Consider the following 15,172-nt stretch of genomic DNA (forward strand, 5'->3'; position numbering starts at 1 on the left):
TGTTGTGACAGCTGCATTCGAGTGTTCCTGGAGAGGCGATCGCATCAACAATGACCGCTGACGTACTTTAATAAGCATCCCACGAGCATGAGAAGGAATGCTTTAGCTGGAAACCGTTGATTCAATAAAGAAGGCGGTTCTCTTGGATTGATTCGGTAATCACTTTCCTGCTGCCACCTGACTCAAATCTGTAAACCTTGCCCCGATCGGTGTCAAGAAAAACCGAATTTCTTAAGCAGTTGTTGTCAGGATTTCTGGCAATTTTAACAATTGACGAATTTGACTAGTAATTGGGTGAAGCAACTGCTCCTGGTTAAGTGTTTCTCGTATCATTTTAATTCTCTTAAAGCGACTTAATCAGCTAATCAGGGAATGCTAATTGACTCACTACAACTTATTTTTCCCGGTATGAAGGAAACAACTTAAGTTTGAACGTAATAATTGACGTGGGCTGAGAAATATCACATAGCTTTGACGTATCATTCGGCACTCTACCCACACGGGTTTTCCTTTTCTACAAACCTTGCTTATTTAGAGCAGAGGGATACGTGCTTCAAAATCCTTTGCTCTTCTCTAACCCGCTTTGAAGAGAAACCCAAACCGCTCAAAAATTCCCGCTGGAAGGGCAACTAGAGCGAGCTTTGAGGATGTTTGCTCCGATTGGAGCACCTAAAATGCGCCTAAGTCTCGTGTGGGCGTAAAGATGCTCGGCTTCACCTTCTGTTTAGATAAGTCCTGTCTCTACTAGATGCCTACTCAGTAGGAGAAATTGGACATACCCAACTTTACTTCTAAGCAGCTTCTATCAAGATATAGAGGCGTTTCTAGAGATCAGCATCTATGGTGACTTCTAAAGGGATAGAAATTAACGAAAACCTGAGTTTAATTTTGTCTAGTTACTTAAGTGGCTCATAGAAGCACCAGGAGTTAATCAAATATGTCAAACGATCCAAGCCTTGAAGAACAGGCAGTTTCACAACTAGTAGAGAGAGGTCTGTCAAGTCAGCTTAATGCAGCAGAAACTTTAGATGTAAACATTCAAACTAGCATTCTCCAAATCCTTCAAGGCAAAGTAGATTCCGTCTCAATTGAAGGACGGGGTTTGGTGTTGCAAGAAGGGATCCGTGTGCAAAAGTTGGAACTGCAAACAGACAATGTTGCAGTCGATTTACTCGATGCACTGTTGGGGCAAGTCAAGCTAAATCAACCGGTCAACACGACGGTTCAGCTAGAGTTAAATGAGGCAGATATTAATCAGGCTATCAACTCAGATTTTGTGCAACGCCAATTTCCCCGAATAGAGCTAAAGCTGCCCGACCGGATCGTGAGCTTGGAGATCAAGTTGCCGATGCAAATTCATCTTTTAGAAGGGGGGAGGCTAGGAATAGACGGGAATATGCAAATCAACGATAAAAATACTAGTCATCAGATTGGCTTTTGCTCGATTGCTAGCCCTCGTACAGATGAGCAGCCTATTCGGTTAGATGAGTTTCGCTGTACCGCTGGAGAAGGGATTGCTTTAGATGTAACGATCGCTATGATGCAAAAAATGCAGGAGTGGGCAAGCTTGCCGTATTTCGACTTGGAGGGAACTGCCCTCCGCTTGGCTGAGATGAATGTGCAAAAAGGCAGACTAGCGCTCAAGGTTGAGGCACAGGTGCGGCAGGTTCCTGCATAAAAATTGGCTCGGACATGCTCGGTTTGGGGCGTGCTTAATGCTATTGCAAAAGCTAATTTCTTTCCTTTATCGCAAAAGCCCACCTTTCGAAATGGAGCCTAATACCCATTGGGAACATCCATGCTTTCGTTGAGTCACGGAGTGCAATTCAACTTTTCTGGGTCGTTATACCAATGTTGCCCTCTATGTGCCTCACTTCCCATCCCGTGTTTTTGCAATGCCTAGTTGGTTTCGTCGCATTGGGTGCGATCGCTCATCCCGCTACTGCCCAAACTTTAGCCCAACCCATCCCTGATGAACTGGGGATCACTTTGCAGTCTGATGTGCAGCAGATTGACCCTGACACTGGTACTTTAACTGCCACTGGCAATGTGCGCCTAAGCTATCCCGAACGGCAATTAGAAGGATTTGCAGAACAGGTTCAATATCTCGAAAGCCAAGGGCTGCTGATTCTATTAGGTGAGGCTCGTCTCATACAGCAGGGCGACGTGCTAGAGGGAGAGCAAATCACCTGTCGAACCGATGTTTGGCAATGCACGACTGATTCATCTACCCTCAGTGCTGCTGACTCAGCCTTGTCTATTAGTCTCTCTTTGCTGGATGAGACTTGGGTCAGAGTGACGGTAGACGGCGTGATCGAGCATGAAGGTGTGATGCAAGCGGGCGATCGCCACTTTTGGCAGGCAACCGAGCAAATCACGATTCGGACAGGGGATGCGGGTGCCGTCTTGGTGTCTCGGAATGGAGAACAACCTCAACCTATGGGCAACCCCGGAGAGGTTGAAGAAATCACCTTCTCCACCCCTGAAACGCCCTAAAAAAATCCATCAAATAGATCACAAAAGGGAAGTGGGAGGCAGCGCTAGGCTGTACCTCCCACTTCCCTTAAATGCTTTCTGATGCGCGCGGGCCAGTTCTAAACGGGGATCGCTTCTGGGGCTGCAAGAGCCAAAATGTGGTAACAAGACGGAGTGTCTGCCCCTAACACTCCATTAATTCGATGTCTAATCAGCACATGTAGGGTTTGAATGGAATCACTAAAGTCATGCTTGACATTTAGGACAGCCGTTTGCTTATGAAAGTCCTTACCGTAGTGAGCAACAAAGTAGGTGTAGCGGTTTTCGTTTGGGGCATCGAGGACGAAATCTTTCATGTGACTCTCCTAGAGATGGAGGCTAATCAGTGGATATGTTTGTAGCGTAGAGCGAGAAATTGGGGGGAACGTTCAAAACGGTAGAAAAACGTGGCAGAAGTGAGTTAGACGAATTATTTATCTCAAACCAGCTCTTGCCAACCCGTTTAATCTCTCGACTATCTTGAGCCTAAAGCCATTAACTGTGCTTCTCCACAGTGTTTCTACCGGACTAAACAACAAACAGAAATTTCCCTTCTAGGGAACTCAGTGATCTTACGTCCCTTAGGGCGCTTTGAAAAGCGAAAGGAGTAAATTGCCTTTGCTTTCAGGCTTAATAATTCTAGGTTCTCTAATTTGGGCTCCTATTGCCATCCTGCTATGGAATGGCCTTGCTGAGTGAAAGAGGTGTGCCACAACAGTAAACGACACATCGTGATGAAATCATGACGCAAATCTCCCATCGGTTGTTCCCATCAAACACTTGTTATGAAAACTCCTTCCATTCTTGTTGACTGCCAATGTGAAAATGCTGAAGGTCCGCTTTGGCACCCGATCGAGCAGTACCTTTATTGGACAGATATTCCTGCGGGTCACCTGTATCGCTATGACCCCATAACTAACACCAGTGAACAGATTTATGAGGGTGAACCTGTTGGTGGTCTCACCATCCAAGTGGATGGTTCGCTGTTGTTGTTTAAGGCACGGGGGGCGATCGCCCGCTGGCACAACGGTAAAATCACAACGATAATCGAGCAGCTAGAGGAAGAACGAGAAACCCGCTTCAACGATGTGATTGCTGACCCAGTTGGGCGCGTCTTTTGTGGAACAATGCCAACTCCCGATCGCTTAGGACGGCTCTATCGGCTTGATCCAGATGGTTCTTTAACAAAACTGTTAGAGGGTATCGGAGTTTCTAATGGAATGGGCTTTACCCCAGACCTCAAACAGCTTTATTACACCGACTCACCCACTCGAAAAATCTATCTGTTTGACTACGATCAGGCAACTGGTGCGATCAGCAACCAGCGAGTTCACATTAAAACACCAGAATCAGAAGGGGTTCCCGACGGAATGACTATCGATGCAACAGGCTATTTGTGGTCAGCGCGCTGGGATGGTGGACATTTATTTCGCTATGCACCTGATGGCACCGAAGTTCTCCGAATTCCGTTTCCCGCCAAAAAGATCACGAGCGTCACGTTTGGTGGCACTGACTACACCACCATTTATGTCACAACTGCAGGAGGTGACAACCGCGCCGAGGAGGGACCAGGTGCTGGAGCTGTGTTTCATTTCAACTCTGGCATTCAGGGTGTACCCGAATTTTTCTCTAACATTGCTGTTCCTGCTGGAGCTTAGTTATGTAGCAGTCCTAAACCATTTGCGCCTTTAAAATTGGGTTGGAGAGGAACTGAGGGCGGAAAGTGGAGTGAGATAATTGAAGTTGTTTAGCATCTCCAAAAGCTTTTTACAACGCAAAACTTGCTTCAAATGATCACAGGTATAATATTTACCCTAATTCTTTTAGGTGGTCTATACTACTTCGTCTACTACCCTAATCAAAAGCTAAAGCGAATTAGGAGTAGTCCTGTTTTAGAAGTAGATGGAGCAAGTACTCGCTACCCCAACTTGCCGTTAGGTGATTTAGGTGTCTTTTTTGAGTCCAATGCAAATCGCAGAATTCGAGTTGTTTTTCCGAAACTGACACCCGATGGCGATGTGCAGTACATTTACTCCTGGCATGATCTACGATTCATTCGTATTCCTACTTCACGGGGATCAGGGCAGGGCGGAATAAATCTCAAAATAGCTCAAGAACTTGCTTTCTTGATGAAGGAGCATATTCAATTTGTTGAGCCAGAAATTCTGAGTTTAAGAAGACAATGGCACAAGATTAACGAACTGCTTGAGCTAGTAGCTACGTCAGATTTCTATGCTAGTCAGCAGGAAATTTATGAAAGGGCTCTGCTTCAAGTAGAAAATTTGTTAGATAAGGCAGAAGAACTACAGCAGGTTTATGTTCGTTTTATTCGAGAAGTTCTGATTGGTAGGCAAATTGCTGGCTATGACCCAACTCTACTTTTGAGTGACAGTGTGACAATTGATCACCAATACAAAAGAATTCGGGAAGAGTATCAGGATATGAAGGATACAGCAACAGCTTATGCTGAGCTGCTACGCACACGTCAGTTTTAGTTAGGACAGCCATCAGTTTTGAGATGATAGGCGCTGTTAATTTGTGCTAGTTGATATCAATAAAAATGCCCAGTCAAAGACTGGGCAATGTATTAGACAGCAACTCTAGTGCGCTAACGAAGCTGTAGAGTTATCAGCATTGGGAGTTGATGAGTTAACTATCTGTCCAAGTTTTCGCGGCGGGCTTCATCGAAGCGATCGGTAAGGCTAACTTCGTTAGAAACGCCTTTGTCTAGATTTTCGCGGCGGGCTTCGTCGAAGCGATCGGTGAGGCTGACTTCGTTAGAAATGCCTTTGTCTAGATTTTCACGGCGGGCTTCGTCGAAGCGATCGGTAAGGTTAACTTCAGCAGAAATGCCCTTGTCCAGGTTTTCGCGGCGGGCTTCATCAAAGCGATCGGTGAGGCTAACTTCAGCAGAAATGCCCTTGTCCAGGTTTTCGCGACGGGCTTCATCGAAGCGATCGCTTAAAGCAAAACCAGGAGTAGCATAGGCAGAGAGAGCCAAAACAGAAAGGCTGGTGAAGATGTAGCGTTTCATGGTGTTGTCTCCTAAATAATCGATAAGACTGGCTGTCTCTAAATCTGATTGGCTGTCGCAAAGGTAAGTACAGCAGCAAGTAGATTTTCGAGAGTTGAACGGCTCACAGAAGCTTCTAGTTGTTATTGTTTGGACTAGAACTATCTGTTACTTATTATGTTTGCATAGTTTTTGTTTTAATGCAAATAGTTCCTGCAAAGACATTCTCTAAAAATACTATCTAGTCACGACAAAGCGCAGGAGAGCTTAGCTCTCCTGCGCTTTGTCGCAGTTCTTGTGATGTCTACAGCCACAGATCTAGAGGCTGGATTGCAAGGCGCTGGCTCTCGAAATCACCCGAACTCTCTAGATGCTGTATCCTCTGATGAGCAAGTCAAACCCCTTGCAGATCAAACATTAGATGTCTGAAGCTCTGTAAGGTAATCAGCTTCTTGTAGCTTAGCCAGAACCTGGGCGACGCATTCTTCCAGGGTATGTAGATGAGTTTGGCACTCCACCTCGGCATTGAGCGGCGGTTCGTAGGGATCGTCGATTCCGGTGAAATGTTTGATCTGACCAGCACGGGCCTTTTCGTAGAGTCCTTTTACATCCCTCTGCTCACAAACCTCTAGTGGCGCATTGACGTAGACCTCAATGAAATTGCCAATTTTATGTCTCACTTCGTCTCTGATATCGCGGTAGGGCGAGATGGCGGAAACGAGGACAATAACACCATTTCGAGTCAGCAAGTGAGAGACAAAGCCGATGCGACGGATGTTTTCGTCCCGATCAGCTTTGCTAAAGCCTAAGCCTCTGGTCAGATTTTGCCGGACGATGTCGCCGTCTAGCACCTCGACTTTACAACCTTGCGATCGCAGTTCTTTCTCGACTGCCATCCGAATCGTTGTCTTGCCTGCACCGCTTAACCCAGTAAACCAAACTGTTACCCCACGATGGCTCGCGCCCATGCCTTACTCCTATCCCCTAACTTCGCTACTGAAACTTTAGTTAATCTTTATCAACCTATCATGGAGTTGGCTCCAGGCTTACACTTGAACATTCAATCAAGCCGTGTATAATGATGCTACTTGAAGGGGAGTAGCTGCTGGTACGAGTTGCCAGCCCATCTGAGTCAACATGCTGGTGATGAGCCTGGTTCAGATGACGATTTAGCGATTTACAGCTTTTCGCAAGCGAGACCTTCACTGAGTTCACATCTGAGGTGAGCTTGGTGAAGCATTATGCCCATCAGGTTCCTTCAGATTGCTTACACCTATCTGAGGGAATACAGGAGCATGTTAGCTGCTTTTACAGCCGGTCTTTTACTGATTACAGTTCAGGAGTTGGGCGATAAGACTTTTTTTATCGCTGTAATTTTGGCAATGCGCCATTCGCGGCGATTTGTCTTTGTGGGAGCGATCGCCGCTTTAGCCGTCATGACGGTTTTATCAGTGCTGGTTGGACAAGCAGTTTCCTTTTTGCCTGCAATTTATGTCAGGTATGCCGAAATTCTTTTATTCGTTGGGTTTGGCTTGAAGCTACTGTACGACGCGAGCCAGATGACTACAGCGTGTAGCTTGGCCGAACAGCAGGAAGCGGTGGAGGTGGTGAACCAGGCGGAGTCTAAATTGCCCAAACACTATACTGACCTAGCTGTTGTGTTAGAGGCATTTACGCTAACTTTTTTAGCAGAATGGGGCGATCGCACTCAGATTGCGACGATTGCATTAGCCGCGGCTAAACCTCCCGTTGGGGTGGCCCTTGGGGCGATATTAGGTCATGCCGTTTGCGCGGCGATCGCCGTCCTAGGCGGCAAATTTATTGCCAATCGCATTTCAGAACGAACGATTACAAGTTTAGGAGGGCTGTTATTTTTGATCTTTGCTGCCCTATCAACCGCTGATTTGCTCTGGGGTAAAGCCGGTTAAAGACGTAGTAGTATCTCTGCCACTGTAATAATTGTCACACAATATTCTCATTTCACCAGGAAGCTAGCTAGGATCTAACTAGTAGTCTTCTATACAGTTCCGCAGAATCCAGATTCTTATTGTTTGCCAATCTCATTGCTTGTCAAATTGCTTATCAAACAGACGGTGGTAGGTAGATAGGGGGGTTAAACCGGTTTCCCCCTACTTGCCACCTGCCATCTATTTCCTACTCTTCATCCTTCATCCTTTCGAGGTGGAGGTGCATCATGCAAACAGCAAAATTCAAACCGGGCGATCGCGTCAGAATTCAAGTCAATCGACTTATGCCGCCTTATCATCTCAACGGCAGAACAGGAACCATTGTCAGCGAACCGAAGATGACTTCCCTTTGGGGGGTTGCTTACACGGTTGAGCTAGACGGTGATGAGCTGCATCCTAAAATTCATGAGATTGATTTGATGCCTCTCAGGCTGCGATAGGCTTGGTCCTCCTAGTTCTCTAGGATGCCTGACGTGGCACGTAGCCCGACAGTTCAGGGACATAAGTGCCAAATAGGGAACCGTCAGCATTGTAAAGTTCGAGCGGCACTTGCGTACTCTCGCTAATATCTGCCAACGCTCGCAGTAGTGCATTGCTATGGGCTGCTGCTTCTGCCTGAACGTTGGGATTGCCTGCCGCTTGTCCGTTGGCGATCGCCTGTTCGATGGCCTGATCGTAGTCGGGTGTAATGTTTACCTGAATTTCTTTGCCCGTCAGCGTAAAGGTACAAACTCGGACTGTTCCAGCGCAGGTTTGCTCTAGTTGAGCTTGAGCATTTCCCCTGGCGACAGCAGACCTGAGCGTTTCCTGAGCCTGAGACAGAGAGGTTGTGTATGAGTTGACCAAAGGCTGTACCTGACCGTGATAGCTCGTTCCCGTTGGGATCTGTTCAGCGTTGGCAAGGGCGCTGCGCCATTGGCTGACTGCCTGTGACCACTGGTTTTGCTGTTCTAGCTGACGGGCTGCTTCTGCCATAGATAGCGCCTGGTTGTAGGCTTTGGCTGAGATTTCTTCTTGAAGTCGGCGATCGCCTGCCTCGTCCAGTCTGGGTTGATAGATTGCTAAAAGCTGTTCAGCTTCGGCGTGAGCCATCGTGCCACTGGGAATCTGCTGCAATAGGTTGACGACGACCTGCCAGGTGACATGAGCTAACTGCCAGCTTTCAGGGGAGTCAGCTACACCTTCCCGCGCTTCAGCCAGACGAGCGGTATCTCTAGCAAGCTTGATTTTGTCTTGTGCTTGCTGTTCGATCACAATCCGCTGATTAATCATGCTCAGGCTAGCCTGATATTCTGTCAGCTTTTGCTGAGCTAATGGGTAAATGGGATGGTTTGGCGAAACCTGCTCGAGGGGGGCGATCGCCCCTTCCCACATTCCTTGAATTTCCTCCCACCTGCTTAACGGATGAGGTGGATTTTGACTCGCATGGGCCGCTTCATTCGCAGTTTGCAGCGCTGTAACGACCTGCCCCAATGCCTCAGATTGCCTTCCATAAACTTGTAGCAAAGCTTGTGCTTCGGCATACTCCCCTGACCATTGCGGAATTGTGCCTAGTAGATAGCTCCCTTCTGCCAGCTTTTGATAAGCCTCACTCACATCCATTGCTGACGAGTTAGCCTGCGCCAATTGAGCTGCTTCCTGACTGAGCCGTTGAGCCGTTTGCAGTGGCACACACGCGCCAATGACACAAGGACGAGTCAGCATGTACAAGCTGCCAGCCAAGGCAAATAGTCCTGCCGCAGCTCCCAATCCCAACATTGATACGGGCAAGCGAGAAAGGAAAGTTGACCTGGAATGAGCCGTAGGTAAAGCTACATCAGTACTTAGCTCAGAATCAGATTCGGAGTTTGACTCAGCCTCATGCAGCACCGCAAGCTCGGTAGCATCTGAACTGCTCGTTTCTAAATGGCTGCTTGTCTCTAGATGATTAGCTTCTAAAGGCTCTGCCTTTGGAGAGTCAGCTTCTACAGGGTCAGCCTTCAGGGAGTCAGCTTCTAAATTGGCAGCTAAATTGGCAGCTTCAGTTGCTTCACCTGGAACCTCATTCTCTTGGGTTGCTGCAATTGCATCAATTGCAGCAATCTCATCAACCGCCAATTCTTCCTCTGCTGCCGCAGTGCTCCCATCGGACAAATCTAAATCGTCTGCTTGAGTGCTAACTGCTTTGCTGCTAACTGCTTTGCTGCTAACTGCTTTGCTGCTAACTGCTTTTGCGTCAGTTGCTTGCACGCTAGTTGCTGGAACAGCAGGTAAGCTCAGTATGACAGCATTCTGATGTTGAGGACTGCCAGCAATTCCTGCTTGCTGCACACCATCCAGCGCTCTATCCGCTGGGAATGGATCTAGCTCAAATCCATCTGCCGCATAGGGTTCGTGTTCCCCCGCAATGCGGAGATAAAATCGGACTGCTAGAGTCCCAGGAGAGGCGATCGCCGATCGAATAAGATCAGGATAAGCTTGCCGGACAGTCTGCTCAAAAACCTCAAACGTTCTCCAGGGATTGGGCGAAACTTCGTAAGCGTGTTGAGCCAATATAATTAGCGTTTGCTGCTTGATCGCGCATTTCACCTGAAGCGGAATACTTAAGGGAAACTGCATTTGCACTTCTGCTTGCAGTCGATGTCCCAAAACTTCCATCTCATCCCGGCGTATTGCTGTTTTCATGCCACACCCAAGTGTTGGATTTTGTTTGAGTTCAATAGTCTATGCCAGTAGTCTGTACCAGTGGATAATCAGGACTCATAGCCACACTCCAGACCAATTTACACAATCTGGTTTAATCTGTCCTACGATCGAGCAATTTTTTCTGGTGAATTACGCTTTCAAGCATGGATATTCTCATTGTTGAAGACGAAGCTGAGATCGCTCAGCTCATCCAACTTTATCTAGAGAAGGAAGGATTTTCCTGCCGCACCTGTCGAGATGGCATCACGGCGATCGAGATTTTTCAGGAGCAAAAACCCGACCTGATCATCCTCGACCTGATGATTCCTGGGCTGGATGGCTTAGAAGTGTGCGCCCGGATTCGTCAAAAGCCAGGGAGCAAAGACCCCTACATTCTGATGCTGACTGCCAAGGGCGAAGAACTTGACCGCATCATTGGTCTTTCTACTGGGGCAGATGACTACATGGTGAAGCCCTTTAGCCCTAGAGAACTGGTTGCCCGCGTGCGGGCGTTGCTGCGGCGCACCTTGCGCCAGGGTGGGCAGAGCCAAACTTACCACACCCAGCACTTTTCCATTGATATGGATCAGCGGCTCGCGCATCGTCAACTTGACAATCAGGAATTAGAACCACTCGACCTGACTGCGCTGGAGTTTGAGTTGCTAACTACGTTCATGAGCTACCCTGGTCGTGTTTGGAACCGGACTCAGCTGATCGAAAAGCTGTGGGGCAGCGACTTTTTTGGGGATGAGCGGGTTGTGGATACTCATGTTGCCCGCCTGCGCAAAAAAATTGAACCTGATCCTGCCAATCCTACGTTCGTTAAAACGGTCATCGGAGTAGGCTACAAATTTGAAGACACACCAGCAGGCTAAGCTGGTAGCTGGTCACTGCTCCAACCCCGTTCCTACATTCTTCACCTGCATCCATGCCCTCCACCCCCGCCCCCACCAATGGCAAAGCTTGGACTGCGATCGCGCCTATTTCTTTCCCACGTCATTGTGATGATTGTGGGACTGTTGACGCTGACCACCATCGGCAAATTCTCCTCACCCCGGTTCTTTGTGGTCTACCTGGAGCGCATCGAAGGAGAAGGTTATAGCGTTCGGCAGGTGCGAACTCAACTGATTCAAGGATTTGAGTCAGCTTGGAGCCGTGGCGCAGTCTGGTCCGTCGTGTTGGGAGCGACTGCGGCGGGTGGCTTGAGCTATTTGGTATCTAAGCGAATTGTGCAACCGTTGATTCAAATGGAGGAAATTACCAAGAAGTTTTCTACCGGAAATTTAGAAGAACGGGTTCCCGCTTACGAAATTCCAGAGCTAAACCAACTAGCCTCCAGCTTTAACCGGATGGCGGCTGAGCTAGAAGGCGTGGAGCAGCGACGACGAGAATTGGTTAGCGACCTGACCCACGAACTGCGAACGCCGCTGACCGTCCTGGAAGGCTACCTGGAAGGGTTGGCGGACGGCACAATTGACCCAACCGAAGATGTTTATCACCTGCTGGCCCGGGAAACCAGCCGAATGCGGCGGCTAGTCAACGACCTACAAGAGCTTTCCAAGATGGAGGCAGGTTACTTGCCCATTGACGTGCAGCCCGTCGATTTAAAGCCGATGCTGACTTCGCTAGTGCAGAAGTTTTCCGACCAGCTTTTGGAAGAAAATAGCCCCAAAATTCAGTTGTACTACCCGCCCGATACGCCTCTGGTGCTAGCAGATCCAGGGCGCGTCGAGCAGGTTTTAGTCAATTTGCTCAGTAATGCTTTGCGCTATACGCCATCAGGTGCAATTCAAATTCAGGTCTACCAGGGCACAAATAAGCTCTGGATTGCCATCGTGGACACAGGTTTGGGCATTGCTCCTGAGGATTTGCCACATGTGTTTGAGCGATTTTGGCGGGCAGACCGATCGCGCGATCGCCACTCTGGCGGCACAGGCATTGGTCTAGCTATCTCTCGCCGACTGGTTGAGCTTCAGGGCGGCACCATCGAAGTCGAAAGCGAACTAAACAAAGGCAGCACCTTCCGCTTCTCGTTACTCCTTGCACCTGTGAAAGCTTTGAGATAACGTACTCAGGCTGTAGAGGTCTATATGCTGTAAATTGTCTATCTAATGCTGGCTGTTAGACATGAGGCAGCTTGAGCAACCGCAGTAGGCATAGGCATAGGTTGAAGCCGCTGCGGGCACACCCGCGACAATGTCCAAGCTAGAGCGCTGGCTGGCAAGACGTCGGGGGGCAGGGTTTCTAAACGTAGCGTTGTAGTTAATCTGATAGCCAATGTCATCCAGGATAGCGGCATCCAGAGCAGTTGGGCGCGATCGCACTCCCTGACCGAACCTGGCTTCCATCAAGGTTTTGCCTGATCCGCCATACTGATAGCCCTCTTTGACGTGGCTACTTCCAAAAAACTCTAGAGGAATTGGTCTACCACCATTTCTAGCTCTGGCGTTACGGCCAATGAAGTTCTCTTCATCCGTTAAGTTGAAAAGTGCATTGATGCCACCTGCGCCATTGGAGAAGCCCAAAACATGACCCAATTCGTGTGCTGCGACGGAGATGAAGTCGTAGCGATCGCCAGGAATATCAGTGTCAGTGTTGGGGGTGCGGTCAAAAAAAGTTGGTTGTAGAGTCAAACGTCATTGAACCTATCCAGGGCTGAAAATCGTCTCCTGTGTTAGGTCTGGAAGTTACGTTAATGAGGTGGCTCGACTTAGCGTTGCTTCAGTTAGTCTAGACACTAACAAAGAGCCCTGTTTAGTTTCTTCCTAGTGCGGGAAAGATCCCTGTCTAGAGTAAAGTACAGACCAAATAGGGTTGAATAGTGATTAGTTTTTTTGATTAATGAGTTAATTAGCGATCGCAAATGACTCGATCAAACACAATCGCTTCACTCCAGTCAGATTCTGTTAACCCAGTGCCTCTTAAATCTGCTCCGTTCAAATAAGTTCCAGCAAAATTTACTCCTGCTAGCTTCGCACCGATGAGTTGTGCTTTGGTCAGGTCAGCATTCGATAGGTTTACTTCACCCAAGTCTGCGGCATTCAAGTTCGCGCCTCTTAACTTTGCCTCACTCAGATTAGCTCCCCATAGGTTCGCGCCACTTAGGTCAGCTTCCGTCAAGATTGCTTGGCTCAGATCTGTTCCTGATAAAATTGCCCAACTCAGGTTGGCACTCGTTAGGTTGGCACCCCTGAGGTCACTTCCCAAAATCGCTCGATACAGGTTAGCTCCCTTGAAATTGACTCGCTTCAATTTAGTGCTGTGAAGGTTCAGCCCACTCAAGTTTGCGCCCCACAGGTTTGCGCCGGTCAAGTCAGCATTTGTTAAATCAGCGTCAATCAGGATGACCTGATTCAAGATGGCATCCTGCAAATTAGCACCCGTCAAATTCGCGCCGCTCAAACTGGAGCCTCGAAGGTTTGCGCCTGCCAGGTCTGCCTCAGATAAGTCTGCTCCAGACAAGTCTACGCCGCTTAAGCTAATCCCCCTTAACACCGCGCGATGGAGGTCAATTTTGGCAAAATTGCGCTCCTTCATCTCGTAGCGCGCTAACAGTTCTTTAACGTCCATCGGGTTAAATCTCTTCTTTAAATTGGTAGTGCCGGAGGGTGGGTGCGATTGGGAATCGCTTTATTTCTCAAAATCAGGTCGGAAAAAATCAGATGATCTTCAGCAAGGTTGGCATTAATGCGGCAAAATGATCCTACGATTTGCCAAATTCGGGAAGACTTTATGACCATTCATCCCTCTCTTCAGAGTTCCCTCAGTTGGGGCAACGCCCTCAAAGTCATTAGTGGTTTAACCAATTTCAACTCCGACCGAGTTGCAGCGATTGTCAAGGCAGCGGATCGCGGTGGTGCAACGTTCGTTGACTTGGCCGCTGACCCAGATCTGGTACGGCTGGCAAAACAGCTTACTGGACTACCGATTTGCGTTTCAGCAGTCGAGCCAGAGCAATTTGTGACCGCTGTAGAAGCGGGAGCCGATTTGATTGAAATCGGGAATTTTGATGCGTTCTATGCTCAGGGGCGGCGATTTGAAGCAGCAGAAGTGCTGGAACTCACTCATCGGACGCGATCGCTCCTCCCTCACATCACCCTCTCAGTCACCGTGCCCCACATCCTGGAGCTAGACCAGCAGGTACAGCTTGCCGAGGAATTGGTTAACGCCGGAGCCGACATTATTCAAACAGAAGGTGGCACCAGCAGCAGCCCCAACCACTCTGGCACACTGGGATTGATCGAAAAAGCAGCGCCTACTTTAGCGGCGGCTTATGAAATCTCCCGTGCGGTTTCTGTGCCCGTGCTGTGCGCTTCTGGTTTGTCAAACGTGACAGTGCCAATGGCGATCGCCGCTGGTGCATCGGGTGTAGGCGTAGGCTCTGCAATTAATCAACTGAACAGCGAAGTGGCAATGATTGCTGCTGTTCGCAGCTTGGTTGAAGCGCTAGCAATGGTGCAGCGGAGCCGAGTAACGGTTTAACAGAGTAACGGTTTAATTCAGTAGTGAAAAAGTGCCCAGCGCAATGCTGGGCACTTTTACTTTGCTCATTATTTCCTTGTTGCCAAACTAGAGCTTGCAAACTAGATACGCTTCTAATACGGAATTCGTTTCGTAAAGAAGCATATTGGGTGTACGACGAAGCATTCGGCAAAAGAATTGTGCTTCAGTTGCAAGGATTATGACCGAATGGTTCACCCCTACCGATACCGCTACTCTACCGACGAATTTGGTATAAAGCAGCAGTTTGTAGGAGAGTTAACGATCAGACAAAACTACAGAGGCAACTTGTGTAGAGTTAACGATTGCTTGAGATTCGCTCACGGTGTTTCGCATAATGACAGCCGCAATTCCACTTGAAATTAACAGTCCCAAAAATATTCCTAAAGCCATCGGATAAGCCTGTTGCATAGTTAATCTCGCAGATGCTAGTAAAACTTCTTGGTTACAAATTTAACTAGCGATCGCCAGGGCAACTAGCGAACGATCACGGAGACTTAGCCCGGTGGTTATC

Annotated in this window: 16 protein-coding genes; 9 read left to right on the top strand and 7 right to left on the bottom strand. The window is 48.3% G+C overall.

The window, feature by feature from the left end:
- Nucleotides 1-937: 937 nt before the first annotated feature.
- Nucleotides 938-1,678 carry a DUF2993 domain-containing protein gene (locus tag H6G00_RS10150; RefSeq protein ID WP_190796626.1) on the top strand — a complete coding sequence of 247 codons (741 nt, stop codon included), beginning with the start codon at nt 938-940 and terminating at the stop codon, nt 1,676-1,678.
- A gap of 185 nt (nt 1,679-1,863) precedes the next feature.
- Nucleotides 1,864-2,496 carry a RodZ domain-containing protein gene (locus H6G00_RS10155; RefSeq protein WP_190796627.1) on the top strand — a complete coding sequence of 211 codons (633 nt, stop codon included), beginning with the start codon at nt 1,864-1,866 and terminating at the stop codon, nt 2,494-2,496.
- Nucleotides 2,497-2,594: 98 nt separating this feature from the next.
- On the opposite strand, the gene H6G00_RS10160 is transcribed toward H6G00_RS10155, so the two are convergent.
- Nucleotides 2,595-2,831 (bottom strand): hypothetical protein, encoded by a 237-nt coding sequence (locus H6G00_RS10160; RefSeq protein ID WP_190796628.1) that lies wholly within the window; start codon nt 2,829-2,831, stop codon nt 2,595-2,597.
- A gap of 468 nt (nt 2,832-3,299) precedes the next feature.
- On the opposite strand from H6G00_RS10160, the gene H6G00_RS10165 reads away from it, so the two are divergent.
- The gene (locus tag H6G00_RS10165) at nt 3,300-4,172 is read left to right on the top strand and encodes an SMP-30/gluconolactonase/LRE family protein (RefSeq protein ID WP_190796629.1); all 873 of its coding nucleotides are present in this window, start codon (nt 3,300-3,302) and stop codon (nt 4,170-4,172) included.
- A gap of 132 nt (nt 4,173-4,304) precedes the next feature.
- Complete coding sequence (locus tag H6G00_RS10170; RefSeq protein ID WP_190796630.1) at nt 4,305-5,009, top strand: hypothetical protein; 705 nt, start codon at nt 4,305-4,307, stop codon at nt 5,007-5,009.
- Between the two features lie 158 nt (nt 5,010-5,167).
- Here H6G00_RS10170 and H6G00_RS10175 read toward each other — a convergent pair whose 3' ends face one another.
- Both H6G00_RS10175 and cysC read right to left on the bottom strand, forming a co-directional pair.
- A complete protein-coding gene (locus H6G00_RS10175) occupies nt 5,168-5,548 on the bottom strand; it encodes a hypothetical protein (RefSeq protein WP_190796631.1) in 381 nt (126 codons plus the stop codon).
- 389 nt (nt 5,549-5,937) lie between these two features.
- Complete coding sequence (cysC, locus tag H6G00_RS10180) at nt 5,938-6,495, bottom strand: adenylyl-sulfate kinase (protein WP_190796632.1); 558 nt, start codon at nt 6,493-6,495, stop codon at nt 5,938-5,940.
- Between the two features lie 327 nt (nt 6,496-6,822).
- Here cysC and H6G00_RS10185 point away from each other — a divergent pair, with 327 nt between their 5' ends.
- Nucleotides 6,823-7,455: a TMEM165/GDT1 family protein gene (locus H6G00_RS10185; RefSeq protein WP_190796661.1), complete on the top strand. Its 633-nt coding sequence runs from the start codon at nt 6,823-6,825 to the stop codon at nt 7,453-7,455.
- A 266-nt stretch (nt 7,456-7,721) separates the two neighbouring features.
- On the top strand, nt 7,722-7,934 hold the full coding sequence (locus tag H6G00_RS10190; RefSeq protein WP_190641201.1) for a hypothetical protein: 213 nt from the start codon (nt 7,722-7,724) through the stop codon (nt 7,932-7,934).
- 19 nt (nt 7,935-7,953) lie between these two features.
- On the opposite strand, the gene H6G00_RS10195 is transcribed toward H6G00_RS10190, so the two are convergent.
- Nucleotides 7,954-10,158 (bottom strand): hypothetical protein, encoded by a 2,205-nt coding sequence (locus H6G00_RS10195; protein WP_190796633.1) that lies wholly within the window; start codon nt 10,156-10,158, stop codon nt 7,954-7,956.
- Between the two features lie 164 nt (nt 10,159-10,322).
- Here H6G00_RS10195 and H6G00_RS10200 point away from each other — a divergent pair, with 164 nt between their 5' ends.
- Nucleotides 10,323-11,033 (top strand): response regulator transcription factor, encoded by a 711-nt coding sequence (locus tag H6G00_RS10200; RefSeq protein WP_190641203.1) that lies wholly within the window; start codon nt 10,323-10,325, stop codon nt 11,031-11,033.
- Between the two features lie 78 nt (nt 11,034-11,111).
- The gene (locus H6G00_RS10205) at nt 11,112-12,224 is read left to right on the top strand and encodes a HAMP domain-containing sensor histidine kinase (RefSeq protein ID WP_190796634.1); all 1,113 of its coding nucleotides are present in this window, start codon (nt 11,112-11,114) and stop codon (nt 12,222-12,224) included.
- A gap of 42 nt (nt 12,225-12,266) precedes the next feature.
- Here the strand turns inward: H6G00_RS10205 and H6G00_RS10210 are convergent, their stop codons facing one another.
- Entirely contained in the window at nt 12,267-12,791 is a 525-nt protein-coding gene (locus H6G00_RS10210) for a hypothetical protein (RefSeq protein WP_190796635.1), read from the bottom strand.
- Between the two features lie 217 nt (nt 12,792-13,008).
- Nucleotides 13,009-13,728 (bottom strand): pentapeptide repeat-containing protein, encoded by a 720-nt coding sequence (locus H6G00_RS10215; protein ID WP_190682530.1) that lies wholly within the window; start codon nt 13,726-13,728, stop codon nt 13,009-13,011.
- Nucleotides 13,729-13,890: 162 nt separating this feature from the next.
- Here H6G00_RS10215 and H6G00_RS10220 point away from each other — a divergent pair, with 162 nt between their 5' ends.
- Nucleotides 13,891-14,640, top strand: coding sequence for a DUF561 domain-containing protein (locus H6G00_RS10220; RefSeq protein WP_190796662.1), 750 nt, complete (start codon nt 13,891-13,893; stop codon nt 14,638-14,640).
- 276 nt (nt 14,641-14,916) lie between these two features.
- On the opposite strand, the gene H6G00_RS10225 is transcribed toward H6G00_RS10220, so the two are convergent.
- Entirely contained in the window at nt 14,917-15,069 is a 153-nt protein-coding gene (locus H6G00_RS10225; protein ID WP_190641207.1) for a hypothetical protein, read from the bottom strand.
- Nucleotides 15,070-15,172: the final 103 nt, after the last annotated feature.

The sequence above is a fragment of the Leptolyngbya sp. FACHB-541 genome (assembly GCF_014695875.1).
Lineage (GTDB): Bacteria > Cyanobacteriota > Cyanobacteriia > Elainellales > Elainellaceae > JAAUTN01.

Bases quoted from the DNA above. Each gene is read 5' to 3' on its own strand.
- H6G00_RS10215 (WP_190682530.1), bottom strand. From the start codon at position 13,728: ATGGACGTTAAAGAACTGTTAGCGCGCTACGAGATGAAGGAGCGCAAT.
- H6G00_RS10155 (WP_190796627.1), top strand. From the start codon at position 1,864: ATGTGCCTCACTTCCCATCCCGTGTTTTTGCAATGCCTAGTTGGTTTC.
- H6G00_RS10160 (WP_190796628.1), bottom strand. From the start codon at position 2,831: ATGAAAGATTTCGTCCTCGATGCCCCAAACGAAAACCGCTACACCTAC.
- H6G00_RS10175 (WP_190796631.1), bottom strand. From the start codon at position 5,548: ATGAAACGCTACATCTTCACCAGCCTTTCTGTTTTGGCTCTCTCTGCC.
- H6G00_RS10165 (WP_190796629.1), top strand. From the start codon at position 3,300: ATGAAAACTCCTTCCATTCTTGTTGACTGCCAATGTGAAAATGCTGAA.
- H6G00_RS10200 (WP_190641203.1), top strand. From the start codon at position 10,323: ATGGATATTCTCATTGTTGAAGACGAAGCTGAGATCGCTCAGCTCATC.
- cysC (WP_190796632.1), bottom strand. From the start codon at position 6,495: ATGGGCGCGAGCCATCGTGGGGTAACAGTTTGGTTTACTGGGTTAAGC.
- H6G00_RS10185 (WP_190796661.1), top strand. From the start codon at position 6,823: ATGTTAGCTGCTTTTACAGCCGGTCTTTTACTGATTACAGTTCAGGAG.
- H6G00_RS10170 (WP_190796630.1), top strand. From the start codon at position 4,305: ATGATCACAGGTATAATATTTACCCTAATTCTTTTAGGTGGTCTATAC.
- H6G00_RS10225 (WP_190641207.1), bottom strand. From the start codon at position 15,069: ATGCAACAGGCTTATCCGATGGCTTTAGGAATATTTTTGGGACTGTTA.
- H6G00_RS10205 (WP_190796634.1), top strand. From the start codon at position 11,112: ATGGCAAAGCTTGGACTGCGATCGCGCCTATTTCTTTCCCACGTCATT.
- H6G00_RS10150 (WP_190796626.1), top strand. From the start codon at position 938: ATGTCAAACGATCCAAGCCTTGAAGAACAGGCAGTTTCACAACTAGTA.
- H6G00_RS10195 (WP_190796633.1), bottom strand. From the start codon at position 10,158: ATGAAAACAGCAATACGCCGGGATGAGATGGAAGTTTTGGGACATCGA.
- H6G00_RS10220 (WP_190796662.1), top strand. From the start codon at position 13,891: ATGACCATTCATCCCTCTCTTCAGAGTTCCCTCAGTTGGGGCAACGCC.
- H6G00_RS10190 (WP_190641201.1), top strand. From the start codon at position 7,722: ATGCAAACAGCAAAATTCAAACCGGGCGATCGCGTCAGAATTCAAGTC.